Raw genomic sequence first — 24,253 nt, forward strand, 5'->3', positions numbered from 1 at the left:
ACTTCCTTCGTAGGACAAGTGAGTTATTGAGCCCAACGCAATTGCGTAGGCAGCGGTGAAACAGGTTCGGGTTCCGGCGGTGTGCCGGGCAACGACAGCACGCGGTTAAGTACTTGTGCTTCCAGTGCAGCCAGGCGATGTGAGCCTCGGGCCCGTGGGCGCGGCAGATCGACGATCAGGTCGAGGCCAATTTCACCGTCTTCGATCAGGATCACCCGGTCGGCAATGGCCACGGCTTCGCTGACATCATGAGTTACCAGCAACACGGTGAAGCCGTGTTTTTGCCAGAGGTTTTCGATCAGTTGCTGCATCTCGATACGGGTCAGGGCGTCCAGGGCGCCCAGCGGTTCGTCTAGCAGCAGCAGGCGTGGCTGGTGAATCAAGGCGCGGGCCAGGGCCACACGCTGCTTCTGGCCACCGGACAAGGCCGCCGGCCACTCATTGGCACGCTCGGCCAGGCCGACCGCTTCCAGGGCTTCCAAGGCTTTAGGGCGCCAGTTGCCTTTGAGGCCCAAACCGACGTTGTCGATGATTTTTTTCCACGGCAGCAGGCGCGCTTCCTGGAACATCAAGCGCGTGTCTTCAATCGCCTCGCTCAGCGGCGCCGAACCGGCCAGCAGCTCGCCGCCGCTGGCTTTATCGAGGCCGGCCAACAGGCGCAGCAAGGTACTTTTACCGCAGCCACTGCGACCGACCACGGCCACGAACTGGCCCGCTGGAATGTGCAGATCGATTTCCTTGAGTACTTCCCGTGCGCCGAAGGCCTTGCGCAATTTGCGCACCGCCAGGGGAATCCCCTTCAGCAGGCGCGGAGGTTGTTGAGCCGTCATGCCGCACCTCCTTTATTCACTTGGTAAGCCGGGTGCCAGCGCAGCCATACACGCTCCAGACCGCGAGCGGCCAGGTCGGCCAGCTTGCCGAGGATGGCGTACATCACGATGGCCAACACCACCACGTCGGTTTGCAGGAATTCGCGGGCGTTCATCGCCAGGTAACCAATGCCGGAGCTGGCAGAGATGGTTTCCGCCACGATCAGCGTCAGCCACATAAAGCCCAGGGCAAAGCGCACGCCCACCAGGATCGACGGCAGTGCACCCGGCAGGATCACTTGCCAGAACAGGCTGAAACCGGACAAACCGTAGCTGCGCGACATTTCCACCAGCGCCGGGTCGACGTTGCGGATGCCGTGGTAGGTGTTCAGGTAGATCGGAAACAGCGTGCCGAGGGCCACGAGGAAAATCTTCGCGGTCTCGTCGATGCCGAACCACAGGATCACCAGCGGAATCAGCGCCAGGTGCGGCACGTTGCGGATCATCTGCACCGAGCTGTCCAGCAGGCGTTCGCCCCACGTCGACAGGCCGGTGATAAACCCCAGCGCCAGGCCGATGCTGCCACCGATCACAAAGCCCAGGCCGGCACGCCAGCCACTGATAGCCAGGTGCGTCCAGATTTCGCCGCTGCGCACCAGGTTGACCCCAGCCTCAATCACCGCGCTGGGCGCCGGCAGGATGCGTGTCGACAACCAACCCGCCGACACCGACAACTGCCACACCGCCAGCAATAGAATCGGCAGCACCCAGGGCGCCACGCGATGGCTCAATTTTTCCAGGTTCATGGCGCCGCCTCAGCTCTGTGACGCAGCTTTGGGAAGGATGTCGTTGGCGACCATTTCGCCGAACGGGCTTACGTAACCGGCGCTTTTCGGCAGCTCGGGACGTTCGATATCCAGGTGCGGGAACAGCAGTTCGGCGACCCGATACGATTCTTCCAGGTGTGGATAACCGGAGAAGATAAAGGTGTCGATGCCCAGCGCTGCGTACTCCTTGACCCGCTCCGCAACCGTCGGGCCATCGCCCACCAGCGCGGTGCCCGCACCGCCACGCACCAGGCCGACGCCGGCCCACAGGTTGGGGCTGACTTCCAGGTTGTCGCGGTTGCCGCCATGCAAGGCCGCCATGCGCTGCTGGCCGACAGAATCGAAGCGCGCCAGGGAAGCCTGGGCACGGGCGATGGTGTCGTCGTCCAGATGGGAGATCAGTTTGTCGGCGGCTTTCCAGGCCTCCTCGTTGGTTTCGCGCACGATCACATGCAGACGAATGCCGAAGCGCACGGTGCGCCCGAGTTTCGCCGCCTTGGCCCGCACCTGCTCGATCTTCTCGGCGACGGCGGCCGGTGGCTCGCCCCAGGTCAGCACCATCTCCACCTGTTCGGCGGCGAGGTCCTGGGCCGCTTCGGAGGATCCGCCGAAGTACAGCGGCGGGCGCGGTTGCTGGATCGGCGGGTAGAGCAACTTGGCGCCTTTGACGCTGATGTGCTCGCCGTCGTAATCCACGGTTTCGCCTTCCAGCACGCGGCGCCAGATGCGGGTGAACTCCACCGAAGCCTGGTAGCGCTCTTCGTGACTGAGGAACAAGCCATCGCCGGCCAGCTCTTCCGGGTCACCACCGGTCACCAGGTTGAACAACGCACGGCCGCCGGACAGGCGATCCAGGGTCGCGGCCTGGCGCGCCGCCACCGTCGGGGAAATGATCCCGGGGCGCAGCGCGACAAGGAATTTCAAACGCTGGGTCACCGGGATCAGCGAGGCGGCCACCAGCCACGAGTCTTCGCAGGAGCGACCGGTGGGGATCAGCACCCCGCCGAATCCCAGGCGGTCAGCGGCCTGGGCCACTTGCTGCAGATAACCGTGGTCGACGGCGCGAGCGCCTTCGGCGGTGCCAAGGTAATGGCCGTCGCCGTGGGTGGGCAGGAACCAGAAAATAGTGAGGCTCATGGAGTTGTCTCCTGAAGAAATCGGATTACGGCGCTTTAGCCACGGCAGCCGGTGGCGTCCAGATCACGTCCTTGATGCTCAAGGGCTTGGGGATCAATTTGAGTTGATAGAAGCTGTCGGCGATTTTCTGCTGGGCCGCCACCACTTCCGGGGTCAGGAACAGCGCGCCGTAGCCCTGGCGTTTTACCGAGGTCAGGGTGATATCTGCCGGCAGGCCCAGCAGCGGCGCGACTTGTTCGGTCACTTCCTGGGGGTTGGCCTTGGACCACTCGCCCACCGCGCGCACTTCTTCGATCAGCGCCTTAACCACTTCCGGATGCTTTTCGGCGTACGGCTTGGTGGCCAGGTAGAACTGGTGGTTGTCGGCGATGCCGGTGCCGTCACGCAGGGTGCGCGCTTGCAGTTGTTTCTCGGCGGCGGCCTGGTACGGGTCCCAGATCACCCACGCATCCACGCTGCCACGCTCGAAGGCGGCACGGGCATCGGCGGGCGGCAGGAACACGGTCTGCACGTCGGTGTATTTCAGGCCGGCGTCTTCCAGGGCACGCACCAGCAGGTAGTGCACGTTGGAGCCTTTGTTGAGCACGACTTTCTTGCCCTTGAGCTCGGCCACCGATTTGATCGTCGAGTCTTTCGGCACCAGGATCGCTTCACTGGTTGGCGCTGGCGGCTCGTAGGCCACGTAGAGCAGGTCGGCACCAGCAGCCTGGGCGAAGACCGGCGGGGTTTCGCCGGTGACACCGAAGTCGATGGAACCCACGTTCAGGCCTTCGAGCAGTTGCGGACCGCCGGGAAACTCGGTCCATTGGACGTTGACGCCTTGGGCCGCCAGGCGTTTTTCCAGGGTGCCCTTGGCCTTGAGCAGCACCAGGGTGCCGTATTTCTGGTAACCGATCCGCAGGGTCTCGGCGGCTTGAGCCTGAACAATGGCGCCGAAGGACACAGCCGCAGCAAACAGTGCGACCAGACCACGACGCAAGATGACAGTGCGCATGGCGCTCTCTCCAAATAGTGCGATGAGGGGGTTGGCTGCACCTGCTTGGCCGTTGGCGGCTGAGTAAGGTGAGTACATCTATATAGCGGTGAGGCTGACTTAAATGCTCCAGCGAGCACTCAACAAACGTTCATTCAACACATGCGGGTCCAACGGTTTCGGGCGACGGGCCATGGCGCCATAAAGCGTCTCCAGGGCCTCGTGCAAACGGTGTTCGAGGACCGGCACCAGTTGCGCCTGGACACTGCCTTCGCCGTAGGCGATCTGGCTGTCTTCGGCAAAGATGCCGTGGAGCAGCTCCTGGGCTTTGAGGGCCGACAATACCGGCTTCAAGGCGTAATCCACCGCCAGCATGTGAGCGATGCTGCCGCCGGTCGCCATCGGCAACACAACCTTGTGGGCCAGGGCGCGCTCGGGGAGCAGGTCGAGCACGGTTTTCAACGCACCGGAGAACGACGCCTTGTACACCGGCGTGGCGATCACCAGGCCATCCGCGTTAGCCACCTGTTGCAGCAGGTCGATGACCTTGGGGCTGTCGAAGCGTGCATGCAGCAAGTCTTCAGCCGGGAAGTCCCGTATCTGGTAACTCACCACTTCGACGCCTTTGTCTTGCAACCACTGACGGGTTTTTTCCAGCAAGACCCCGGAGCGGGAACGCTGGCTGGGACTGCCTCCAAGTGTTACGACCAACATGCAGGAATTCCTTGAGCAAGTGCCGGCGGTTCGCTGTGTGGCGATGGCGCCAAGATGGAACAGACCTTATCAGCAGATTCATATATCTATAAATCTTATTTTTTCATTTGTTTATTCTTTAAATGCATATGAGGTTTGTAGGTCGCCAGGCGAAAAAAAAGGCCGTAGAAACGGCCTGAAAACCCCTGCTGTGATTCAGTTTCAACGATTGGGCTGTGGAGTAAGCCGCAAATACGGCTTCACCGCCCGATAACCCTTCGGAAAGCGCTTCTTGATTTCTTCCTCATCCTTGAGCGACGGCACGATCACCACTTCATCACCGTCCTGCCAGTTGGCGGGGGTGGCGACTTTGTAGTTGTCGGTCAGTTGCAGCGAGTCGATGACCCGCAGGATTTCGTGGAAGTTACGGCCGGTGCTGGCCGGGTAGGTGATGGTCAGGCGGATCTTCTTGTTCGGGTCGATCACGAACAAGGAACGCACGGTGAGGGTGTCACTGGCATTCGGGTGGATCAGGTCGTAGAGGTCCGAAACCTTGCGGTCGGCGTCAGCCAGGATCGGGAAGTTGACGACGGTGGCCTGGGTTTCGTTGATGTCTTCGATCCACTTGTGGTGCGAATCCACCGGGTCCACCGACAGGGCGATGGCCTTGACGCCGCGCTTGGCGAACTCGTCCTTGAGCTTGGCGGTGAAGCCCAGCTCCGTGGTGCACACCGGGGTGAAGTCCGCCGGGTGGGAAAACAACACACCCCAGCTGTCGCCCAGCCATTCGTGGAAACGAATCTTGCCGGCGCTGGAATCCTGTTCGAAGTCGGGGGCGATATCGCCCAGTCTTAGGCTCATGGTGTGGCTCCTGGTGAGTGCTTATGGAGCCCACTGTGCATGGATTACGGATTATTTAAAAAGAATAAATATCGATTTATCTAGACGATAAAGGAATATTAAAAATCTGTTCATTGGACGCGGGAAAGGGCGAGGCGCAACATCGTTTCCAAGGTTCGAGAAGGCCTTGAGACGCTGTACAAAGAGGGGTTCAGGAAGGGCTTGCGGGGGTTTAGCCCGACTTGAAAAGCAAGACACCTTGCCCGGCGTGCGCCGGGCAAGGTTTTAGGCAGTTACTTAAACGCGTAGGTGTAGCTGACGATTACGCGGTTTTCGTCTTGATCGCGTGCGGCAGCGACATCGTTGCGCCACATAGCATTTTTCCAGGCGACGCCGACGTTTTTGAACGGGCCTTCTGGCACTACGTAGGCAACAGTGATATCGCGTTCCCACTCGGACTGGCCGGTGAACTCGGCACGGCTACTGTTGACGGTGTCGATGTCAGTACCCTTGAGGTACACAACACCAGCGGTCAAGCCAGGCACGCCAACCTTGGCGAAGTCATAAGCGTAGCGAGCTTGCCAGGTACGTTCGCCGGCACGGGCGAACTTAGCGATCTGCATGTCAGTGGTCAGGTAAGCCGACGAACCGTCGCCCTGGTTCAACCAAGGGAAGTCGCTGCTACCGTTGCTGACCTGGTAACCACCACCGAAGGTGTGGCCGCCCAAGGTGTACAGGAACAGGCCGCTGTACAGGTTGTTATCCACCTTGCCGCGACCAGAGTTGACGCCGCTGTAGTTGCCCGAGGAGAAGTAAGCCGATTCGTTGCCGTTCTTACCGTCATCGGTGCTGTGGAAATAACGCAGGTCAGACTTCAATACGCCTGGACCGATGGCCCAGTTGTGGGTCAGACCCAGGAAGTGCTGCTTGTAGAAGTCTTCCAGGTTGCCGTAGTAGTACTGGGCAGTCAGGTCCTTGGTGATCTTGTAGTCACCACCGGCGTAGTAGAACTTGTTGCTGTCACGCCAGTTGGCGCCACGGGAGTTGGCACCCGAGATCGACAGGTTGTCGACGTTGCTGGAGTTACGACCCTTGGCTTTTTCAATCTGACCGGCAACCAGCGTCAGGTCTTTGATGTCGTTGGTAGTGATCTGGCCACCTTGGAAAGTCTGCGGCAGCAGACGACCGTCGTTGGTTACGATAACCGGCAGCTTAGGCTGAAGGGTACCCAGCTTCAGTTCGGTCTGGGAGATCTTGGCTTTGGCAGTCAGGCCCAGGCTCGAGTAGTTATCAACAGCTTCGCCATTGGACTTGCTCGGGAACACAGTGCCGCCGTAGGACGAGGCAGTAGCGCCGTTGGTGCCGCCGCCGGAATCCAGACGAACGCCCAGCAGGCCAATAGCGTCAAGACCGAAGCCTACAGTGCCTTGGGTGTAACCGGAGATGAAGCGCAGGTCAAAGCCTTGGCCCCATTCTTCTTGCTTGCTCTGAACACCAGCGCGCTTGTTGGCTGCCGTGCCGGCGGCCGAGTCACGGTTGTCGGTGTTGATGTAAAAGTTACGCAGACCCAGTGTTACTTTACTGTCATCGATGAAACCGGCAGCGCCTGCTTGCTGAGCGATTACGCCCAAAGCTACAGACAGTGCCAAGGTGGACTTCTTCATGTACCGCTCCTCTCGTTTCTAATTTTTGTATTTCTTTGGTCTCGGGTCTGACGCCCTCGATCCACAGATGCGCGATTAGCACCGGATAGTGACTGACAAGTCAATCGTAACCTTGTGTGTCTACTACCTTCGTCTAACCACCGTTGATTTGGTCCCTGCAGGGTAATGAGTTTTTCATACACCCAAAAAGAATTATTTCATTCTTTTTCATACGATTCAGGAATAAGACTTTCCGTGACGCGGACAGGCCAGCATAGACCACCCGCCACATAAGCTAATTCCTAAAGGGTATTTATTAGCGCTTTTTTAGATCGATTAGTGTGGCCGCGCTGTTGCATACGTCACCCACGATCAAAAAGGCGACGCCATCATGGCCAAAGGCACATCCTCCCGTCAATTTGTTACAGTTTTTGTGTCACTAATCGTTTCTTTTGCTGTCCAAGCCGCCCATTCGACGATTCAGGTATTAGCGAGCTTCCACACTCTATCCATAGCCGCCCACCTGTTATCGGCGTCAGATCAAGAATGCTTAAACTTTAGTCGTGCGTGACGGCAGGCTCTTGCACGAGCCTGCCCGGTGACTTGGGGTAGGGTTCTACAAGGCCTTTTCGAAAATCTTCGAGTTACGCTGGTAGTTGTACAGCGAGGCCCGTGCCGATGGCAGGCGATCCACGCTGCTCGGCACAAAGCCGCGCTCACGGAACCAGTGGGCAGTCCGCGTGGTAAGCACGAACAGCGTCTTCAACCCCTGGGCCCGGGCACGGGTTTCGATACGCTCCAGCAGCTCATCACCCCGCCCGCCGTGGCGGTACTCCGGGTTCACCGCCAGGCATGCCAGCTCACCCGCGTCCGAATCGGCGATCTGATACAACGCCGCACAGGCGATGATCATGCCTTCGCGCTCCACCACGCTGAACTGTTCGATTTCACGCTCGAGCACTTCCCGCGAACGGCGCACCAGGATGCCCTGTTCTTCCAGGGGGCTGATCAGGTCGAGCAAGCCGCCGACGTCTTCAATCGCCGCCTCGCGCACCCGTTCGAATTGCTCCTGGGCCACCAGCGTGCCGCCGCCATCGCGGGTGAACAGTTCGGTGAGCAAGGCGCCGTCTTCGGCGTAGCTGACGATGTGGCTGCGCCCTACCCCGCCCCGGCAAGCCTCGGCCGCTGCATCAAGCAATTCGGACTGGTAGTTGCTGCTGCCCAGGCGCTGCAGGTGTGCCGGTACTTGTTGCGGGCGCAATTCGCGGACCAGGCGGCCATTTTCATCGATCAGGCCGAGATCAGCGCCGAACAGCAGCAGCTTGTCCGCCCCCAAGTCGATGGCGGCGCGGGTGGCGACGTCTTCGCAGGCCAGGTTGAAGATCTCCCCCGTCGGCGAATAGCCCAGGGGCGACAGCAGCACAATGGAGCGCTCATCCAGCAGGCGATTGATGCCCTTGCGGTCGACCCGACGCACTTCGCCGGTGTGGTGGTAATCCACGCCTTCAAGCACGCCGATAGGCCGCGCCGTCACCAGGTTGCCGCTGGCCACCCGCAGGCGCGAGCCCTGCATCGGCGACGAGGCCATGTCCATCGACAGGCGCGCTTCGATGGCGATACGCAGGTGGCCGACCGCGTCGATCACACACTCCAGCGTCGCGGCATCGGTGATGCGCATGCCTTCATGGTAAGTCGGGACCAGGCCGCGCGCTTCAAGGCGCGCTTCGATCTGTGGGCGCGAACCATGCACCAGCACCAGACGCACGCCCAGGCTGTGGAGCAGCACCAGGTCGTGGACGATATTGCCGAAGTTCGGATGATCCACGCCGTCGCCGGGCAACATGACCACAAAGGTGCAGTCGCGGTGGGCGTTGATGTAGGGCGAAGCGTGACGAAGCCAATTAACGTAGTCGGGCATGGAACCTGGGCCTGTAATAAAAAGCAGCCAAAAAAGGATGAGTCGTGAAAACGCACAGCGGGCTGATGGTTATCGTCGGAACAGGCTTGGCGACACGCTCGCTCTCCTTATGTACGAATGGACGGGGGTTAATTTACGCAGGTTTCAGGCAGTAATGTTCGATCAGTTCCCGCAATAGACGCACTGTAGGCGTCAAGCGTGACATTTCGAGGTACTCGCCCGGTTGATGGGCACAGGCGATGTCGCCAGGGCCGAGCACCAGGGTTTCACAACCAAGGCGCTGAAGATAAGGCGCTTCGGTGCCGAACGCTACTGCTTCGGCACGATGCCCGGTCAATCGTTCCGCGACCCGCACCAACTCGGCGTCTTCGGCCTGTTCGAACGGCGGCACTGCGGGGAATAACGGCGCGTAGTCGATCTTGACTTTATGGCGCTCGGCCAGGGGGTCGAGCTTTTGCCGGATAGCCGCACGCAGCACTTCGGGATCCATGCCCGGCAAGGGCCGCAGGTCGAATTCCAGGGAGCACTGGCCACAGATGCGGTTGGGGTTGTCGCCACCATGGATACAGCCGAAGTTCATGGTCGGTTGCGGCACGCTGAATTGCGGGTTGCGGTACTCGCGCTGCCAGGCAAGGCGCAGGCCGCGCAGCTCGCCGATGGCGTCATGCATGGCTTCCAGGGCGCTGTGGCCCAGGCTTGGGTCCGACGAATGGCCGCTTTGGCCGAGAATGTCGATGCGCTCCATCATCACGCCTTTGTGCAGGCGGATCGGCTTGAGGCCGGTCGGTTCACCGATCACCGCCGCGCGGCCCAGCGGGCGCCCGGCTTCGGCCAATGCCCGGGCACCGGACATGGAGCTTTCTTCATCGCAGGTGGCGAGGATCAGCAACGGCTGCTTGAACGGTTGGTCCAGCAGCGGCAACACCGCCTCAATCGCCAGAGCGAAAAAACCCTTCATGTCGCAACTGCCCAATCCTACCCAGCGGCCGTCGACTTCCGTCAGCTTGAGCGGATCGGTCTTCCACAACGCAGCGTCATAAGGAACGGTGTCGCTATGGCCGGCCAATACCAGACCGCCGGGGCCGGTGCCAAAGCTGGCCAGCAGGTTGAATTTGCCGGGGCTGACCGGTTGGATGTCGATGGAGAACCCCAGGTCACCCAACCAACCGGCGAGCAAATCGATCACCGGGCGGTTGGTCTGGTCGAGAGACGCCTGGGTGCAACTCACCGAAGGCGCGGCAATCAGCGCGGCGAACTGCTCTTTCATGGACGGTAACGGCATACGCGGTCTCCCTACTTCCCGGATGAGCCCCACTATAGAGGCATCTGCACGAGACAATAAACCGTTGCGGCGCGTTGCCGGGCTCAGTCCTGTACACTGCACGACCTTGGCAGCCACTCTTTTCCCCGGCTGCGCTCCCGATCCTGGATTTTCCGGCCATGCAGAAAGAAACCGAAATCAAGCTCCGCGTCAGCCGCGAAACACTCGCCGCGCTGCGTGAGCACCCGCTACTGAAAAAACGCAACAAAAGTGGCTGGGAACGCCGTGAGTTGATGAACCAGTACTTCGACACCCCCGAGCGTGACCTGGCCCAGGCCAAAGTCGCCCTGCGCCTGCGCAAGGACGGTGACGAGATTATCCAGACCCTCAAGACCCGTGGCCAAAGCGTCGCCGGCCTGTCGGAACGCAATGAGTACAACTGGGACCTGCCCAAGGCCAAGCTCGACGTGAAGAAACTCGACGGCGATTGCTGGCCCGAGCAACTGGCCGAGCTGGACAAAAAGACCCTCAAGCCGATCTTCACCACCGACTTCGTGCGCGAGCGCGCCGAAATCGCCTGGGGCCGTGGCAAGGCCAAGGTGGTGATCGAAGCCGCCCTGGACCTGGGCCATGTGGTCGTGGGTAAGCAGAAAGAGGAAATTTGCGAGCTGGAACTCGAACTGCGCGAAGGCGAACCGGCTGCCCTGCTGGAGTTGGCCGCCGAACTGGCCGCCACCCTCGCGCTGATGCCGTGTGACATCAGCAAGGCCGAGCGCGGCTACCGCCTGTACGACGCCAGCAGCTACTCCCTGAGCCTGCCGGCGCCGCAGATCCACGCCGAAATGCCGCTGGACGACGCCTTCGCCGCAATCATGTGGCACCTGCTCGGCAGCAGCCAGCGCCTGGCCGAGCAATACCGCTTCAATGGCCACTGGCGTCTGCTGCAGGACTGGGTCGACAACCTCGGCGAACTGCGCGCCCTGATCGGCAGCCTCGGCCAGGCCGCACCGCGTCAATCCACCAGCGAACTGCGCAGCGCACTCGATGCACTGCTGGAAGACTGGCGCCCGCTGGTCCAGGCCGGTGACGACGACGAAGACATCCGCAAAGCCGCACCCGAGCAGTTTGCCGAAGAATTGGACGACGTGCGCTGGGGCTTGTTCTCGCTGAGCATGTCACGCTGGCTGATGGCCCGCACCTGGACTGCCGACCGCAACGTGCGCGGCAACCGCCAGGGCGCCGCGCAAATCACCAACTGGCTGCCGCGCCTGCTGGCCGACGATGCCGTCGCCCTGCAACTGCCGCGCTACCAGCAGCAACCGGAAGACCTGGCCGAGCAACTGCCGCGCATCGAACGCATCCAGGCCTGGCTGCACCACGCGCGTAACGTGGTGGACATTGCGGAACTGGATCGTTTGTACGGCGAGCTGAACAAGCTGGCGCAACTGGCCAACCAGCCGATCACCGACGAGTCGCTGGATGCGCGCATGCATCAGGCGATCGCGGTGTATCAGAACCGTGCCTGGAAGACCCTGCTGCGCCTGTAATATCGCCATCGGGGGCCTAGCCCCCGATGAGGCCGATCCTGTCAGCGCAATACTGGCAGGCTGGTGGTCGACTTGATCTCGGACAGCGCCACGATCGAGTTGACCTCCTGAATCCCTGGCACCATCGATAACTTCTCGAAGAAAAACCGCTCGTACGCCTCAATGTCCGACGTCACGATGCGTAGCAGAAAATCCACCGCCCCCATCAGCACATAGCACTCCAGCACTTCCGGAAACCCACGAATCGCGTCGGTGAACTCGGTGAAGTTGGATCGGCCGTGGGCGTTGAGTTTGACCTCGGCAAAGATCTGCGTATTCAGGCCGATCTTCTTGCGATCCAGCAGAGTGACCTGGCCGCGAATCACTCCTTCCTCCTTGAGCCGCTGGATGCGTCGCCAGCACGGCGACTGGGACAGGCCGACCTGTTCGGCGATCTGCGCGCTGGACAGCGAGGCGTCCTCTTGCAGCAGGGCCAGGATGCGGCGGTCGTAGGCGTCCAATTCGCTGTGCATAAAAATACCTTGAAGGCTGTCTTTTCTGAATTGACTGATTCGATTAATCGCAAATAATGCCCATCTTAGATAAGAAATCTCCCGAAACGAATGTAAAAATTTCTCCATTCGAATCTGGAGAGTCAGCATGCATGCCGTCGAAACCACCTACCCCATGACCCGCGTCGATGCGTGGGCTGCCAGCAGCGCCCATTGCCAGGCGCATTACCGGATCGTCGCCGAGGCGGAGCCCGATGTGTTGTGTCGGGTCCTCAACTATTTTGCGTTGCAGTTCCTGACACCGAGCCAGGTCAACGTGAGCCGCCAGGAAGACCTGCTGAACATCGATATCGTGATGGATAGCCTGAGCTGGCATCGCGCCCAAGTGATCGCCGAAAAGATTCGAAACCTGATCAGCGTGTGCACGCTGCATGTATGGCGCGCTGATTCCGTGGGGCCTGCGGCCGTGGCGGCAGCAGCTAGGTAAAGGCCTGCAACATACGCTGGGAGGAAGATATCCGGCGGCTGGCTAGCCTGAAATGTCGTCCGAGGCTACCCAGGAACACCTTCATGTCTGCTGATCACCGATTGGAACTGCATCAGTTGCTCCCGGCGCTGGTCGAGGGAGGGCTGATTGCTCCCGACATCGCGCAGCGCTTATCAGCGCTGCCCGCCGGCAATGCCCAACATCCGTTGGAGTGCATCGCCGCCCATGGGCCTTCCCTGGAAACCCTGACCCAGTGGCTTGCCCAACATGTGGGGCAACCTTATTGGCGTATCGACCCGCTGAAGATCGATGTCGCAACGGTGGTGCCGCTGATGTCCCACGCGTTTGCCCAACGCCACGCCATCCTCGCGGTAGCCGTGGACGCGCAGACCGTCACCGTTGCCAGCGCCCAGCCCCATGTCACCAGCTGGGAATCGGGACTGGCACAAGTGCTCCAGCGCTCGATCAGGCGCGTGGTTGCCAACCCCCAGGACATTCAGCGTTGTATCAGCGAATTCTACCGGCTGGCGAAGTCCGTCAGCGGTGCGGATCAAAAGGTGGCGGGGACTGGCAACGTCGAGTTGCTCAACCTCGGCGCCAGCGACCAGGAGCCGGACGCCAACGACGCGCATATCGTCAATATCGTCGACTGGCTATTGCAATACGCGTTCGCCCAGCGGGCCAGTGATATTCACATCGAGCCGTGCCGTGAACAAGGCCGCGTGCGCTTTCGCATTGATGGGCTGCTGCACGACGTCTATCAATTTCCACCCCAAGTGACGATGGCAGTGGTCAGCCGCCTGAAAAGCCTCGGGCGGATGAACGTGGCGGAAAAACGCAAACCCCAGGACGGTCGGGTCAAAACCAAAAGCCCTGCCGGCACAGAAGTCGAGTTGCGGCTGTCGACCCTGCCCACCGCCTTTGGCGAAAAGCTGGTGATGCGGATTTTCGATCCGCAGGTGCTGCTCAAGGACTTTGACGAGCTGGGCTTGTCGGCCGAGGACCAGCAGCGATGGCACGACATGACGCGCCACACCAACGGCATCATCCTGGTCACGGGGCCTACCGGCTCAGGCAAGACCAGCACCCTCTACACCACGCTCAAACACTTGGCGACCCGGGAGGTCAATCTTTGCACCGTGGAAGACCCGATCGAGATGGTCGAGCCGGCGTTTAACCAAATGCAGGTACAGCCCAATATCGACCTGACCTTCGCCAGCGGCATCCGAGCCCTGCTCCGCCAGGACCCGGACATCATCATGATCGGCGAGATCCGCGACCGGGAAACCGCCGAGATGGCGATCCAAGCTGCATTGACCGGGCATTTGGTGCTCTCGACGCTGCACACCAACGATGCGCCCAGCGCCATCAGCCGCTTGCAGGAACTGGGCATTGCTCATTATTTGATCAAAGCCACCTTATTGGGCGTAATGGCGCAGCGCTTGGTGCGCTTGCTGTGCCCTCATTGCAAGCGGGTGGCGGGCGATGCTCACGAAGCGGTAGGGTGTGCTGAATGTCGAAACAGCGGGTTTCGCGGGCGCGCCGGGGTGTACGAGCTCATGGTGCTGAATGACTCGCTCAAGGCGCTGATCACGCCAGGCGCCGACGTGCAGTCCCTGCGCAGGGAGGCGGCTGCACAAGGCATGAGCAGCCTGCGCATGGCCGGCGTGGGTAAAGTAAAGGCGGGGCTGACCACGATGGCCGAGGTGTTGCGAGTGACGCCTGGGGATTCGGTAACAAATGCTTTGATTACCCCGGGCTGAAACCGTTCTTATCGGTGACAGGACCGTTACAATCGGCCGAACGTCGTTTAACTGACACCACCAGATAGGGAATCGCTATGCAGATCGGAACCGTACTGCTTCTTTTCGTGGGCTTGGCCATCGCCATCCTGTTCATGGGCTTCAAGGTGGTACCCCAGGGCTATCAGTGGACCGTCGAGCGCTTCGGCCGATACACCAACACCCTCAAGCCGGGCCTGAACATCATCATCCCGGTCATGGACCGCATTGGCCGCAAGATCAACGTGATGGAAAGCGTGCTGGATATTCCGCCCCAGGAAGTCATCACCGCCGACAACGCCACCGTGCAGATCGACGCCGTGTGCTTCTTCCAGGTGGTCAATACCGCCCAGGCCGCCTACGAGGTCAACAACCTCGAACACGCTATCCGCAACCTGCTGCAAACCAATATCCGTACCGTGCTCGGCTCCATGGAGCTGGATGCCATGCTCAGCCAGCGCGACGGCATCAACGAAAAACTGCTGCGCACCGTCGATGAAGCCACGGCGCCGTGGGGCATCAAGATCACCCGGATCGAAATCAAGGACATCAGCCCGCCCGCCGACCTGATGGCCGCCATGTCCGGCCAGATGAAAGCCGAGCGGATCAAGCGCGCACAGATCCTGGAAGCCGAAGGCCTGCGGGCATCGGCGATCCTGACGGCCGAAGGCAAGAAGCAGGCACAGATTCTTGAAGCCGAAGGTGGGCGCCAGGCCGCGTTCCTGGAGTCTGAAGCCCGTGAGCGTCAGGCAGAGGCTGAGGCCCGCGCGACCCAGGTCGTGTCCGAAGCAATCGCCACCGGTAACGTGCAGGCCATCAACTACTTCGTCGCGCAGAAATACATCGATGCCCTTGGCAAATTGGCGTCGGCCAATAACAGCAAAGTGATCCTGATGCCGCTGGAAGCCAGCCAGGTGATCGGCGCTGTCGGCGGCATCGGCGAAATCGTCAAAGCAACCTTCGATAACAAGAAAGCCTGAGGCGATCGCCATGTGGGATTTCCTTCAGCATCTTTCGTTCTGGGATTGGCTCGCACTGGGTACGGTGCTATTGATTCTTGAGGTCTTCGGCGCCGGTGGCTACCTGCTGTGGATGGGCATAGCTGCGGCAGCCGTGGGCGTGATCAAGTTTCTGGTGCCGCCGCTCGGGCTGGAGTGGCAACTGTTGCTGTTCGCTGTGCTGTCGATATTGACAGCGGTGTACTGGTGGAAACGCCAGCGCAGCAGTGCCAAAGCCAGTGACCAGCCGGGGCTCAACGAGCGTGGCTCGGAGTTGGTCGGTCGCGTGTTCGTGGTGCATCAGGCGATTGTAGAGGGTCGGGGCAAGGTGAAAGTCGGTGATGGCGTATGGATGGTGACCGGTCCTGACAGCCCTGTAGGCGCTCAAGTGCGTGTGGTGGGCCTGGATGGCGTGATCTTGAAGGTAGAAACTGTTTAGTCAGTGATGGAACTCGGTTGGGCTAACTACAATCAAACGGTACAGATCACCCACCCGGAGTCACCCATCATGCGTCTTAAATATGCTGTCGCTACCCTCGCTGTGCTTTCCCTCCCTGTCGGTTCAGCCATGGCCGACAGTTTCTGGCGCAATGTCATCTCGTCGGGCGCCACTACCGGCTCGACCTACCTGACCTTCAAGGACCACAAGCTGGTGGTTGCCGCACAAGACGACGCAGGCAGCTTCGTTGCCAGCGACGGCGGTATCCGCGGCCCGTACCTGGAAGCCGCCATGCAGAAAGTCCGCGCCGACAACCCTGGCCTGCAGGCCACGGATATGGAGCTGGCCAACGCTATCCTGGCGAAAAACGCTATCGCCGCCGAGTAAAACCGCCGGTTAAAACAGCCGCTCCCTGGGAGCGGCTTTTTTGTGCCACTTTTCTTCCTACAGCAAAGACTGTTGAGTTGACGATTGAACAGGAGAAATCCTCTACTTCACTGCTCTCCACCGACGACAAGCTATCGATTCCATCCTTCCCTCAGTGAATGAATCGATAACCATGCGAAAACTCTCTTCCTTTGTGTTCCTCACCGCTATTGCAACGCCTTATGCACAGGCAGATGCCTGGTACGGCTCGGCAAAGTTCAACAGTGCACGCCAGAATCTATCCAGCGCACTGTTGACCAGCCCGCGCGTCACCGAACGAGTGGAGGCGCCTGATAGCACTAAAACATTCACCGGATCCTACTCGGTAGGTTATGCCTTCACCGATGGCTGGCGCGCAGAAGGGGAATACACCCGCTCCGGCAACTCGACCTTCGACTCCTTCTGGTCGCCTTTCAATGCCAACGTCAACCGTCTTGAAGTGGACAGCCAGCGCTTGATGGTCAACGGCTATAAAAACATACCGCTCACTCATTGGCTGTCGTTCTACGGCATGGCGGGGGTGGGCGTCGCGCAAATTGATGCCGAGGGTTATCAGAGCAATGACACCCGCCGCTTTGCCAGCCACCGCCAATATAATTTTACCTACAGCGTAGGCTTGGGCCTGGATGCCAAGGTCAACGACCGCATCACCTTTGGCACAGGTTGGCGTTACGTGGACATGGGCCGTATCGAGACCGGCTACAACACCTTCTCCAACCGGATAAACGCTCGTGATGAACAGCTCAAGGGCAAGCTCAGGGAGCAGAACGTATTCTTTGAAACCCGCGTTTCCTTCTGACCGGTAACAGGGCATGCCACCGTTCAAGCGGCATGTCCGTGTCCGTGGCATGACGATTCATTCACAGGCGACAGGCTATATTCAGTCTAACCGTGCCACCATGCCGGGACTGAACCCTCGCTTACTCATCGCCAATCTGAAACGGATGCCTTCGTCGTCATGAGCCAACAGCCCTTTCTGCCGTTCTCCAAACCTACCATCGATGAAGCCACCATCTCGGCGGTCGGCGATGTACTGCGCTCGGGCTGGATCACCAGCGGGCCGAAAGTGCAGGCGTTCGAGGCGCAGTTATCGGAATACTTTGGCGGTCGGCCGGTGCGCACCTTCAACTCGGGCACTTGTACCATGGAGATCGCCTTGCGCATCGCCGGTATCGGGCCCGGCGATGAAGTCATCACCACACCGATCTCCTGGGTCGCAACAGCCAACGTGATCTTGGAAGTAGGCGCCACGCCGGTATTCGCCGACATCGACCCGGTCACGCGCAATATCGACCTGGCCCAGGTGGAAGCCGCAATCACCCCGCGCACCAAGGCGATCATCCCGGTGTACCTGGCCGGCCTGCCCCTGGACATGCCGATGCTGTACGCACTGGCCAACAAGTACAACCTGCGCATCGTCGAAGACGCCGCCCAGGCCCTGGGTTCCAGTTGGGATGGCGAACGCATCGGCTCCACCGGGGACTTTGTATCGTTCAGCTTCCAGGCCAACAAGAACATCACCTCTTCCGAGGGCGGTTGCCTGGTGTTGAACAACGCCGAAGAAGCCCGCCTGGCGGAAAAATACCGCCTGCAGGGCGTCACCCGCACCGGCTTCGACGGCCTGGACGTGGATGTACTGGGCGGCAAGTTCAACATGACCGACATCGCTGCAGCCATCGGCCTGGGGCAGTTTGCCCACATCGAGAAGATCACCGCCCATCGCCAGCACCTGGCCCGGCACTACTTCAAGTGTTTTGGCAGTGACTTCGAGGAAAAGTACGGCGCGCAACTACCGCCGGCCGACTTCGAAAACAGCAACTGGCACCTGTTCCAGTTGGTGCTGCCGGAGCGCCAAGACGGGCTGCCCGCCCGCGCCACCTTCATGGAGAAAATGCAGGCACAGGGTGTTGGCATTGGCTATCACTACCCACCGATTCACCTGCTGAGCCTTTATCGGGCACAGGGGTTCAAGGAAGGTATGTTTCCGGTTGCGGAAAAGGTTGGACGTTTGATCGTGTCGTTGCCGATGTTCACGGCGATGACAGAGGCAGATGTGGAGCGGTCGGTGGCGGCGGTAAAGGCGGTCCTGAAGGCGGACTGAACACTCACGGCCCAGCACGATTGAATGTGGGAGGGAGCAAGGCCCCTCCCACAGGGGGCTCGCGCTTACTCGCCGATGACTGCTTTGTAGCCAGCCGCATCCAGCAGTTTTTCCAGATCAGCCGGGTTGCTTGGCTTGAGCTTGAAGATCCACGCGCCGTAAGGGTCGGAGTTCAGCAGCTCAGGGCTAGCACTCAGCTCCTCGTTGACGGCAATCACTTCACCGGCAACCGGGGCATAGATATCCGAAGCAGCCTTCACCGACTCAACCACACCCGCCTGGCCTTCGGCTTCAAACGTAGCGCCGACTTCGGCCAACTCAACAAACACCACATCACCCAAAGCTTCCTGAGCATGGTCGGAGATCCCGACGGTCACCGTACCGTCAGCTTCCAGACGGGCCCATTCGTGACTTTCGGCAAAACGCAGGTCGGCAGGGATATCGCTCATAGTCTGTGTCCTCAAGAAGAAATGTCAGCAGCCATTGGCCTGCCGGAAATAGTTAGATCAAGGTTTTGCCATGGCGCACGAAGGTCGGTTTGACCACTCGAACCGGGTACCACTTGCCGCGGATTTCCACTTCGGCCCGATCGGCAGTCGCCGTCGGTACACGCGCCAGGGCAATGGATTTGCTCAGCGTAGGTGAGAAACTACCACTGGTGATCTCCCCTTCGCCAACATTGGCGATGCGAACCACCTGGTGAGCGCGTAAAACCCCACGCTCTTCCAGTACCAGCCCGACCAGTTTGAACTGCACACCGGCGGCCAACTCTGCTTCCAGCGCCGCTCGCCCGATGAAATTGCGCTCGGCAGGTTCCCAGGCAATGCTCCAGGCCATGTTGGCCGCCAGGGGCGAAACGTCCTGGTGAATATCCTGGCCGTACAGGTTCATGCCGGCTTCCAGCCGCAGGGTGTCCCGCGCGCCGAGGCCTATGGGGGAAATCCCCGCACCGACCAGATCGTTGAAAAACCCCGGCGCCTGATCGGCAGGCAGGACAATTTCCAGGCCGTCTTCGCCGGTGTAACCCGTGCGGGCGATAAACCAATCGCCGTCGGCATGCCCTTCAAAGGGCTTGAGCTGGTGGATCAGGGTACCGCGAGACTGGGTGACCAGCTCGGCAATCTTCTGCCGGGCATGGGGACCTTGAATGGCGAGCATGGCCAACTCGGGCCGCTCATGCAGGTGCACCTGATAGCTGCCAAGTTGCGCCTGGATCCAGGCCATGTCCTGGTCTCGGGTGGCGGCGTTGACCACCAGCCGGTATCCGGTCTCGGTGCGATAGACAATCATATCGTCCACCACGCCACCCTGCTCATTGAGCATGGCGCTGTACAACGCACGGCCACAGCCATGCAAACGCTCGACATCATTGGCCAGCAGGTGCTGGAGCCATTCCTTGGCCTGGGGGCCGGTGATATCGATCACGGTCATATGAGATACATCGAACACCCCGCAGTCGCGCCGCACCTGATGGTGCTCCTCAACTTGCGAGCCGTAGTGCAAAGGCATATCCCAACCGCCAAAATCGACCATTTTCGCGCCGAGGGCGAGATGCAGGTCATACAGAGGCGTACGCTGTCCCATGGGTTTCTCCTTCCGGGCTTGGCGAAGGTGCGCAGCGCCGTTGCCCGTGCCAGACACCTTGAATGACAAGGCCTGCAGCCACGTACAGCGACTCGATCCGAAGGACGGACCGCACCGAATGCCGCGCATTGTAGCCGCAAGCCGTAGGACTGGCACCTAACCGATTGGTCGGGCGGAGCGTCGGATCAGCCCGATGACCGGCAGCAGCCCCACCAGCACCAGCGTCAAGGCTGGCAGAGAAGCCCGCGCCCACTCGCCTTCGCTGGTCATTTCAAAGATCCGCACCGCCAGGGTGTCCCAGCCGAACGGGCGCATCAGCAGGGTTGCGGGCATTTCCTTGAGCACGTCGACGAACACCAGCAGTGCTGCACTCAGGGTGCCGGGCAGCAACAGCGGCAGATACACTTTGCAAAACAGTCGCGGCCCACCCACGCCCAAACTGCGTGCAGCTTCCGGCAACGAGGGCCGGATGCGCGCCAGGCTGTTTTCCAGCGGCCCGTAGGCCACGGCCAGAAAGCGCACCAGATACGCCAGCACCAGCGCCGACAGACTGCCCAGCAACAATGGCTTGCCCGCCCCTCCAAGCCAGCCGGACAGCGGTACCACCAGCTCACGGTCCAGGTAACTGAACGCCAGCATGATCGACACCGCCAGCACCGAGCCCGGCAAGGCATAGCCGACATTGGCCAGGCTGATACCGGAGCGAATCCCCCGGGTCGGCGCCAGGCGGTTGGCGAAGGCCAGTACCAGCGCCACGCTGACCGTGATCAGCGCGGCAATGCCGCCCAGGTAAAGGGTGTGGACGATCAGCCCCGAATAGCGCTCATCCAGGTCGAACCGGCCGCGCTGCCAGAACCAGGCGACCAATTGCAGCATCGGGATGACAAAAGCACAGGCAAACACCAATCCACACCAGGCACTGGCAGCCGCCGCCTTGAACCCGCGCAAGTGGTACAGCGCCTTGCCCCGTGGCCGTTCATTGCTGGATCGACTGGCGCCCCGGGCACGCCGTTCGCCATACAGCACCAGCATCACCACCAACAGCAACAGGCTGGCCAGTTGGGCCGCGCTGGACAGGCTGAAAAAGCCGTACCAGGTCTTGTAGATCGCGGTCGTGAACGTATCGAAGTTGAACACCGACACCGCACCGAAATCCGCCAGGGTCTCCATCAGTGCCAACGCCACCCCGGCCCCTATCGCCGGTCGTGCCATGGGCAGGGCCACATGCCAGAATGCCCGCAAGGGCGATTGTCCCAGCACCCGCGCCGCCTCCATCAGGCCCTTGCCCTGGGCCAGGAATGCGCTGCGCGCCAACAGGTACACGTAGGGATAGAACACCAGCACCAGCACGATGATCACACCGCTGGTGGAACGCACCCGTGGCAGGCGCAAGCCGGTGCCGAGCCATTCGCGCAGCAGGGTCTGCACGGGGCCTGAAAAATCCAGCAAGCCGACAAACACGAAGGCCAGCACATAGGCGGGAATGGCAAAGGGCAGCATCAACGCCCAGTCGAGCCAACGCCGGCCGGGGAATTCGCAGAGGCTGGTGAGCCAGGCGAGGCTGACGCCCAACAGGGTTACGCCGACGCCGACCCCCAGCACCAGGGTCAGGGTGTTGCCCAGCAACCGCGGCATCTGGGTTTCCCACAGATGGGACCAGATTTGCGCGTCGATGCTTTGCCAGGACAGCAACAGCACGCTCAGGGGCAGCAGCACCAGGGCGGCGACGCTGAAGACCGGCAGGTACCAGCGGCGTTGGGCGGGGTGGGCCAAGGGTGGGTTCTCAATAATGAAATCTTCAAATCACCACAATCCAATGTGGGAGGGGGCTTGCCCCCGATGGCGGTGGATCAGTCCACGATGAGTAGACTGACACTCCGACATCGGGGGCAAGCCCCCTCCACATTTGGATCTGCGGCGTCCTACAAATTGTACTTAGTTCCAGCCCGCCCGATCCATCAGGCGAATGGCTTCAGCCTGGCGCTTGCCCGCCACTTCCACCGGCAATGTATCCGCCACGAACTTGCCCCAGGTCGCCACTTCAGCCGACGGTGGCACCGCCGGGTTGGCCGGGAACTCCTGGTTCACGTCGGCAAAGATCTTCTGCGCCTCAGGCGTGGTCATCCACTCCACCAATGCCTTGGCGGCTTCCGGGTGTGGCGCGTGTTTGGTCAAGCCGATGCCCGACAGGTTCACATGCACGCCACGGTCGCCCTGGTTCGGCCAGAACAGCTTCACCGCCAGGTCAGGCTTCTGCTTGTGCAGACGGCCGTAGTAGTAGGTATTGACGATACCCACGTCGCATTGCCCGGCGTTGATCGCCTCCAGCACCGCAATGTCATCCGAGAACACGTCGGTAGACAGGTTATTCACCCAGCCCTTGACGATTTCTTCGGTCTTCGCCGCGCCGTGGGTTTCGATCAGGGTGGCCGTCAGCGACTGGTTGTAGACCTTTTTCGCCGTGCGCAGGCACAGGCGGCCTTCCCACTGTTTGTCGGCCAGGGCTTCGTAGGTGGTCAGGTCACCCGGTTTGACCCGGTCGGTGGAGTACGCGATGGTCCGCGCGCGCAGGCTCAAACCGGTCCAGGCATGCGCCGAAGAGCGGTATTGCAGGGGAATGTTCTTGTCGATTACCGGCGAGGTGAACGGTTGCAGAATGCCCATTTGCTCGGCCTGCCAGAGGTTGCCGGCATCTACGGTGAGCAGCAGGTCGGCGGTGGCGTTTTCGCCCTCGGCCTTGATGCGCTGCATCAGCGGCGCTTCCTTGTCGGTGATGAACTTCACCTGAACACCGGTCTTTTGGGTGTAGGCATCGAACACCGGTTTGATCAGTTCGTCGATACGCGAGGAGTAGACCACCACTTCGTCGGCTGCCTGCACGGTGGTGCTGCCGATCAGGGTGAGTGCCAGGGCAGTCAGGAGGCGCTTGGGTGCCAACATGGGTGCGGTCTCTCATTTGCAAAATAAGCGCAAATGATAGGGACTCACATTTGGTAACGCTCGGCGGAGCCGTTACCAAATGTTGCACAAACCTGTCAGGGCTTGGCCAGGTCCGGCAGATCCCCGCTCAACCCGAGGGCCTGGCGCACAAACACGGCCTTGGCTTCGGGCATCTGGTCGACCATCTTCAACCCGGCATTACGCAACCAGCGCAGCGGCAGTTGATCGGCCTGGAACAAGCGCTCAAAGCCCTCCATCGCCGCCATCAGGGCCAGGTTATGGGGCATGCGTCGGCGCTCGTAACGGCTGAGCACCTTCACATCGGCCAGACGTTCACCGCGTTCGGTGGCCGACAACAACACTTCAGCCAGCACCGCCGCGTCGAGGAACCCCAGGTTGACGCCCTGCCCGGCCAATGGGTGGATGACATGGGCGGCGTCACCGATCAATGCCAGGCCCTCGGCCACATAGCGTTTGGCGTGGCGCTGACGCAAGGGCACGCACACACGCGGATCGGCGCTGACCACACTACCGAGGCGCCCTTCAAAGGCGCGCTCCAGTTCACGGCAGAAACTTTCATCATCCAGCGCCATCAGGCGTTCGGATTCGGCCGGCGTAGTTGACCAGACGATCGAGCACCAATCTTGCTGCCCGTCCCGTTCCAGCGGCAAAAACGCCAGCGGGCCGGTGTCGGTAAAGCGTTGCCAGGCCGTGCGCTGGTGCGGCTGGCTGCTGCGCACGCTGGTAACGATGGCGTTATGCAGGTAGTCCCATTCACGGGTCGCGGTGCCGGTCAGGCGGCGCACGGCGGAGTTGGCGCCATCGGCGGCCACCACCAGCGGCGCGCGCAATGTGCGGCCATCAGCCAGGGTCAGCAGCCAGTCATCGCCGGAACGGCGCATCTGCTCCAGGCGCGCATTCGCCAGCAGGCCCAGGTCGCAGTCGTGCAGACGCTCGAGCAAGGCATCCTGGACCACGCGGTTCTCGACGATATGCCCAAGCACTTCGGCATGCACACTGGCCGCCGAAAAGTGGATCTGCCCGGTGCCGCTGCCGTCCCACACCTGCATCTCGCCGTACGGGCTGGCGCGTCGTTCAACGATGCCACCCCACACACCGAGGCGCTCGAGGATACGCTGGCTGGCCGCCGACAAGGCACTCACACGGGGTTCGAAGGCCGCCTCGCGGTCGAACGGCTTGACGCTCAGCGGGCTGCCGTCGAGCAGCAGCACTTGCAGGCCGCTGCCTTGCAATGCCAGCGCCAGGGCGCTTCCGACCATTCCGGCCCCGACAATCAGCACATCTGCGCGCATGTCCATGCCTTAAGCCTGTCTCGCTGGCGGCTTGCACCGCACGTA

General features: G+C 60.9%; 23 protein-coding genes. 8 read left to right on the forward strand and 15 right to left on the reverse strand.

Annotation, left to right across the window (positions count from 1 at the left end; translation table 11 throughout):
• Positions 1 to 23 precede the first annotated feature (23 nt).
• The 9 genes from ssuB to argE all read right to left on the reverse strand — a co-directional run bounded on the left by ssuB (position 24) and on the right by argE (position 10,122).
• Complete coding sequence (gene ssuB / locus NIBR502773_RS13875) at positions 24 to 830, reverse strand: aliphatic sulfonates ABC transporter ATP-binding protein (RefSeq protein WP_027608400.1); 807 nt, start codon at positions 828 to 830, stop codon at positions 24 to 26.
• Positions 827 to 1,615 carry an aliphatic sulfonate ABC transporter permease SsuC gene (gene ssuC, locus NIBR502773_RS13880; protein WP_027608399.1) on the reverse strand — a complete coding sequence of 263 codons (789 nt, stop codon included), beginning with the start codon at positions 1,613 to 1,615 and terminating at the stop codon, positions 827 to 829. Before ssuC ends, ssuB begins: the two co-directional genes overlap by 4 nt.
• Positions 1,616 to 1,624: 9 nt before the next feature.
• Positions 1,625 to 2,773 carry an FMNH2-dependent alkanesulfonate monooxygenase gene (gene ssuD, locus NIBR502773_RS13885; protein WP_027608398.1) on the reverse strand — a complete coding sequence of 383 codons (1,149 nt, stop codon included), beginning with the start codon at positions 2,771 to 2,773 and terminating at the stop codon, positions 1,625 to 1,627.
• A 25-nt stretch (positions 2,774 to 2,798) separates the two neighbouring features.
• On the reverse strand, positions 2,799 to 3,767 hold the full coding sequence (locus tag NIBR502773_RS13890; RefSeq protein ID WP_053127861.1) for a sulfonate ABC transporter substrate-binding protein: 969 nt from the start codon (positions 3,765 to 3,767) through the stop codon (positions 2,799 to 2,801).
• Positions 3,768 to 3,866: 99 nt separating this feature from the next.
• Entirely contained in the window at positions 3,867 to 4,460 is a 594-nt protein-coding gene (gene ssuE / locus NIBR502773_RS13895; RefSeq protein ID WP_053127859.1) for an NADPH-dependent FMN reductase, read from the reverse strand.
• 201 nt (positions 4,461 to 4,661) lie between these two features.
• Positions 4,662 to 5,300 carry a peroxiredoxin gene (locus NIBR502773_RS13900; RefSeq protein WP_027608395.1) on the reverse strand — a complete coding sequence of 213 codons (639 nt, stop codon included), beginning with the start codon at positions 5,298 to 5,300 and terminating at the stop codon, positions 4,662 to 4,664.
• A 272-nt stretch (positions 5,301 to 5,572) separates the two neighbouring features.
• A complete protein-coding gene (locus tag NIBR502773_RS13905) occupies positions 5,573 to 6,943 on the reverse strand; it encodes an OprD family porin (protein WP_027608394.1) in 1,371 nt (456 codons plus the stop codon).
• Between the two features lie 595 nt (positions 6,944 to 7,538).
• Positions 7,539 to 8,840 carry an amino-acid N-acetyltransferase gene (argA, locus tag NIBR502773_RS13915; protein WP_027608393.1) on the reverse strand — a complete coding sequence of 434 codons (1,302 nt, stop codon included), beginning with the start codon at positions 8,838 to 8,840 and terminating at the stop codon, positions 7,539 to 7,541.
• Between the two features lie 133 nt (positions 8,841 to 8,973).
• On the reverse strand, positions 8,974 to 10,122 hold the full coding sequence (argE, locus tag NIBR502773_RS13920; protein ID WP_141156260.1) for an acetylornithine deacetylase: 1,149 nt from the start codon (positions 10,120 to 10,122) through the stop codon (positions 8,974 to 8,976).
• Between the two features lie 158 nt (positions 10,123 to 10,280).
• Between argE and NIBR502773_RS13925 the strand changes: the two genes are divergently transcribed.
• Positions 10,281 to 11,648 carry an inorganic triphosphatase gene (locus tag NIBR502773_RS13925; RefSeq protein ID WP_115485534.1) on the forward strand — a complete coding sequence of 456 codons (1,368 nt, stop codon included), beginning with the start codon at positions 10,281 to 10,283 and terminating at the stop codon, positions 11,646 to 11,648.
• 41 nt (positions 11,649 to 11,689) lie between these two features.
• Here the strand turns inward: NIBR502773_RS13925 and NIBR502773_RS13930 are convergent, their stop codons facing one another.
• Complete coding sequence (locus NIBR502773_RS13930) at positions 11,690 to 12,160, reverse strand: Lrp/AsnC family transcriptional regulator (RefSeq protein WP_010207358.1); 471 nt, start codon at positions 12,158 to 12,160, stop codon at positions 11,690 to 11,692.
• Between the two features lie 127 nt (positions 12,161 to 12,287).
• On the opposite strand from NIBR502773_RS13930, the gene NIBR502773_RS13935 reads away from it, so the two are divergent.
• The 7 genes from NIBR502773_RS13935 (at position 12,288) to NIBR502773_RS13965 (ending at position 18,371) form a co-directional block, all read left to right on the forward strand.
• Positions 12,288 to 12,626 carry a hypothetical protein gene (locus tag NIBR502773_RS13935; RefSeq protein WP_115485533.1) on the forward strand — a complete coding sequence of 113 codons (339 nt, stop codon included), beginning with the start codon at positions 12,288 to 12,290 and terminating at the stop codon, positions 12,624 to 12,626.
• Positions 12,627 to 12,709: 83 nt separating this feature from the next.
• A complete protein-coding gene (locus NIBR502773_RS13940) occupies positions 12,710 to 14,389 on the forward strand; it encodes a GspE/PulE family protein (protein WP_141156261.1) in 1,680 nt (559 codons plus the stop codon).
• Between the two features lie 77 nt (positions 14,390 to 14,466).
• Positions 14,467 to 15,387, forward strand: coding sequence for an SPFH domain-containing protein (locus NIBR502773_RS13945; protein ID WP_027608388.1), 921 nt, complete (start codon positions 14,467 to 14,469; stop codon positions 15,385 to 15,387).
• Positions 15,388 to 15,397: 10 nt separating this feature from the next.
• Entirely contained in the window at positions 15,398 to 15,844 is a 447-nt protein-coding gene (locus NIBR502773_RS13950; RefSeq protein WP_141156262.1) for an NfeD family protein, read from the forward strand.
• Between the two features lie 69 nt (positions 15,845 to 15,913).
• A complete protein-coding gene (locus NIBR502773_RS13955; protein WP_027608386.1) occupies positions 15,914 to 16,231 on the forward strand; it encodes a DUF2388 domain-containing protein in 318 nt (105 codons plus the stop codon).
• Positions 16,232 to 16,403: 172 nt separating this feature from the next.
• Positions 16,404 to 17,069, forward strand: a complete 666-nt coding sequence (locus tag NIBR502773_RS13960; protein WP_168209002.1) for an outer membrane protein — start codon at positions 16,404 to 16,406, stop codon at positions 17,067 to 17,069.
• 159 nt (positions 17,070 to 17,228) lie between these two features.
• A complete protein-coding gene (locus NIBR502773_RS13965) occupies positions 17,229 to 18,371 on the forward strand; it encodes a DegT/DnrJ/EryC1/StrS aminotransferase family protein (protein WP_027608384.1) in 1,143 nt (380 codons plus the stop codon).
• A gap of 65 nt (positions 18,372 to 18,436) precedes the next feature.
• Here NIBR502773_RS13965 and gcvH read toward each other — a convergent pair whose 3' ends face one another.
• From gcvH to NIBR502773_RS13990, 5 genes are all read right to left on the reverse strand, one after another.
• Positions 18,437 to 18,820 carry a glycine cleavage system protein GcvH gene (gene gcvH / locus NIBR502773_RS13970; RefSeq protein ID WP_141156263.1) on the reverse strand — a complete coding sequence of 128 codons (384 nt, stop codon included), beginning with the start codon at positions 18,818 to 18,820 and terminating at the stop codon, positions 18,437 to 18,439.
• 52 nt (positions 18,821 to 18,872) lie between these two features.
• On the reverse strand, positions 18,873 to 19,955 hold the full coding sequence (gene gcvT, locus NIBR502773_RS13975; RefSeq protein ID WP_092355773.1) for a glycine cleavage system aminomethyltransferase GcvT: 1,083 nt from the start codon (positions 19,953 to 19,955) through the stop codon (positions 18,873 to 18,875).
• 156 nt (positions 19,956 to 20,111) lie between these two features.
• Positions 20,112 to 21,728 carry an iron ABC transporter permease gene (locus tag NIBR502773_RS13980; RefSeq protein ID WP_141156264.1) on the reverse strand — a complete coding sequence of 539 codons (1,617 nt, stop codon included), beginning with the start codon at positions 21,726 to 21,728 and terminating at the stop codon, positions 20,112 to 20,114.
• A gap of 162 nt (positions 21,729 to 21,890) precedes the next feature.
• Positions 21,891 to 22,895, reverse strand: a complete 1,005-nt coding sequence (locus NIBR502773_RS13985; protein WP_053127831.1) for an extracellular solute-binding protein — start codon at positions 22,893 to 22,895, stop codon at positions 21,891 to 21,893.
• A gap of 95 nt (positions 22,896 to 22,990) precedes the next feature.
• Entirely contained in the window at positions 22,991 to 24,208 is a 1,218-nt protein-coding gene (locus tag NIBR502773_RS13990) for a 2-octaprenyl-3-methyl-6-methoxy-1,4-benzoquinol hydroxylase (protein ID WP_168209039.1), read from the reverse strand.
• Positions 24,209 to 24,253: the final 45 nt, after the last annotated feature.

The organism is Pseudomonas sp. NIBRBAC000502773, from assembly GCF_006517195.1.
Lineage (GTDB): Bacteria > Pseudomonadota > Gammaproteobacteria > Pseudomonadales > Pseudomonadaceae > Aquipseudomonas > Aquipseudomonas marginalis.

Coding starts and splice junctions, on each gene's coding strand:
- NIBR502773_RS13960 (WP_168209002.1), top strand. CDS start 16,404: ATGCGAAAACTCTCTTCCTTTGTGTTCCTCACCGCTATTGCAACGCCT.
- ssuB (WP_027608400.1), bottom strand. CDS start 830: ATGACGGCTCAACAACCTCCGCGCCTGCTGAAGGGGATTCCCCTGGCG.
- NIBR502773_RS13950 (WP_141156262.1), top strand. CDS start 15,398: ATGTGGGATTTCCTTCAGCATCTTTCGTTCTGGGATTGGCTCGCACTG.
- NIBR502773_RS13935 (WP_115485533.1), top strand. CDS start 12,288: ATGCATGCCGTCGAAACCACCTACCCCATGACCCGCGTCGATGCGTGG.
- NIBR502773_RS13890 (WP_053127861.1), bottom strand. CDS start 3,767: ATGCGCACTGTCATCTTGCGTCGTGGTCTGGTCGCACTGTTTGCTGCG.
- argA (WP_027608393.1), bottom strand. CDS start 8,840: ATGCCCGACTACGTTAATTGGCTTCGTCACGCTTCGCCCTACATCAAC.
- gcvT (WP_092355773.1), bottom strand. CDS start 19,955: ATGGGACAGCGTACGCCTCTGTATGACCTGCATCTCGCCCTCGGCGCG.
- NIBR502773_RS13940 (WP_141156261.1), top strand. CDS start 12,710: ATGTCTGCTGATCACCGATTGGAACTGCATCAGTTGCTCCCGGCGCTG.
- NIBR502773_RS13905 (WP_027608394.1), bottom strand. CDS start 6,943: ATGAAGAAGTCCACCTTGGCACTGTCTGTAGCTTTGGGCGTAATCGCT.
- NIBR502773_RS13955 (WP_027608386.1), top strand. CDS start 15,914: ATGCGTCTTAAATATGCTGTCGCTACCCTCGCTGTGCTTTCCCTCCCT.
- ssuD (WP_027608398.1), bottom strand. CDS start 2,773: ATGAGCCTCACTATTTTCTGGTTCCTGCCCACCCACGGCGACGGCCAT.
- argE (WP_141156260.1), bottom strand. CDS start 10,122: ATGCCGTTACCGTCCATGAAAGAGCAGTTCGCCGCGCTGATTGCCGCG.
- NIBR502773_RS13965 (WP_027608384.1), top strand. CDS start 17,229: ATGAGCCAACAGCCCTTTCTGCCGTTCTCCAAACCTACCATCGATGAA.
- NIBR502773_RS13925 (WP_115485534.1), top strand. CDS start 10,281: ATGCAGAAAGAAACCGAAATCAAGCTCCGCGTCAGCCGCGAAACACTC.
- NIBR502773_RS13985 (WP_053127831.1), bottom strand. CDS start 22,895: ATGTTGGCACCCAAGCGCCTCCTGACTGCCCTGGCACTCACCCTGATC.
- ssuE (WP_053127859.1), bottom strand. CDS start 4,460: ATGTTGGTCGTAACACTTGGAGGCAGTCCCAGCCAGCGTTCCCGCTCC.
- NIBR502773_RS13990 (WP_168209039.1), bottom strand. CDS start 24,208: ATGCGCGCAGATGTGCTGATTGTCGGGGCCGGAATGGTCGGAAGCGCC.
- NIBR502773_RS13930 (WP_010207358.1), bottom strand. CDS start 12,160: ATGCACAGCGAATTGGACGCCTACGACCGCCGCATCCTGGCCCTGCTG.
- ssuC (WP_027608399.1), bottom strand. CDS start 1,615: ATGAACCTGGAAAAATTGAGCCATCGCGTGGCGCCCTGGGTGCTGCCG.
- NIBR502773_RS13945 (WP_027608388.1), top strand. CDS start 14,467: ATGCAGATCGGAACCGTACTGCTTCTTTTCGTGGGCTTGGCCATCGCC.
- gcvH (WP_141156263.1), bottom strand. CDS start 18,820: ATGAGCGATATCCCTGCCGACCTGCGTTTTGCCGAAAGTCACGAATGG.
- NIBR502773_RS13900 (WP_027608395.1), bottom strand. CDS start 5,300: ATGAGCCTAAGACTGGGCGATATCGCCCCCGACTTCGAACAGGATTCC.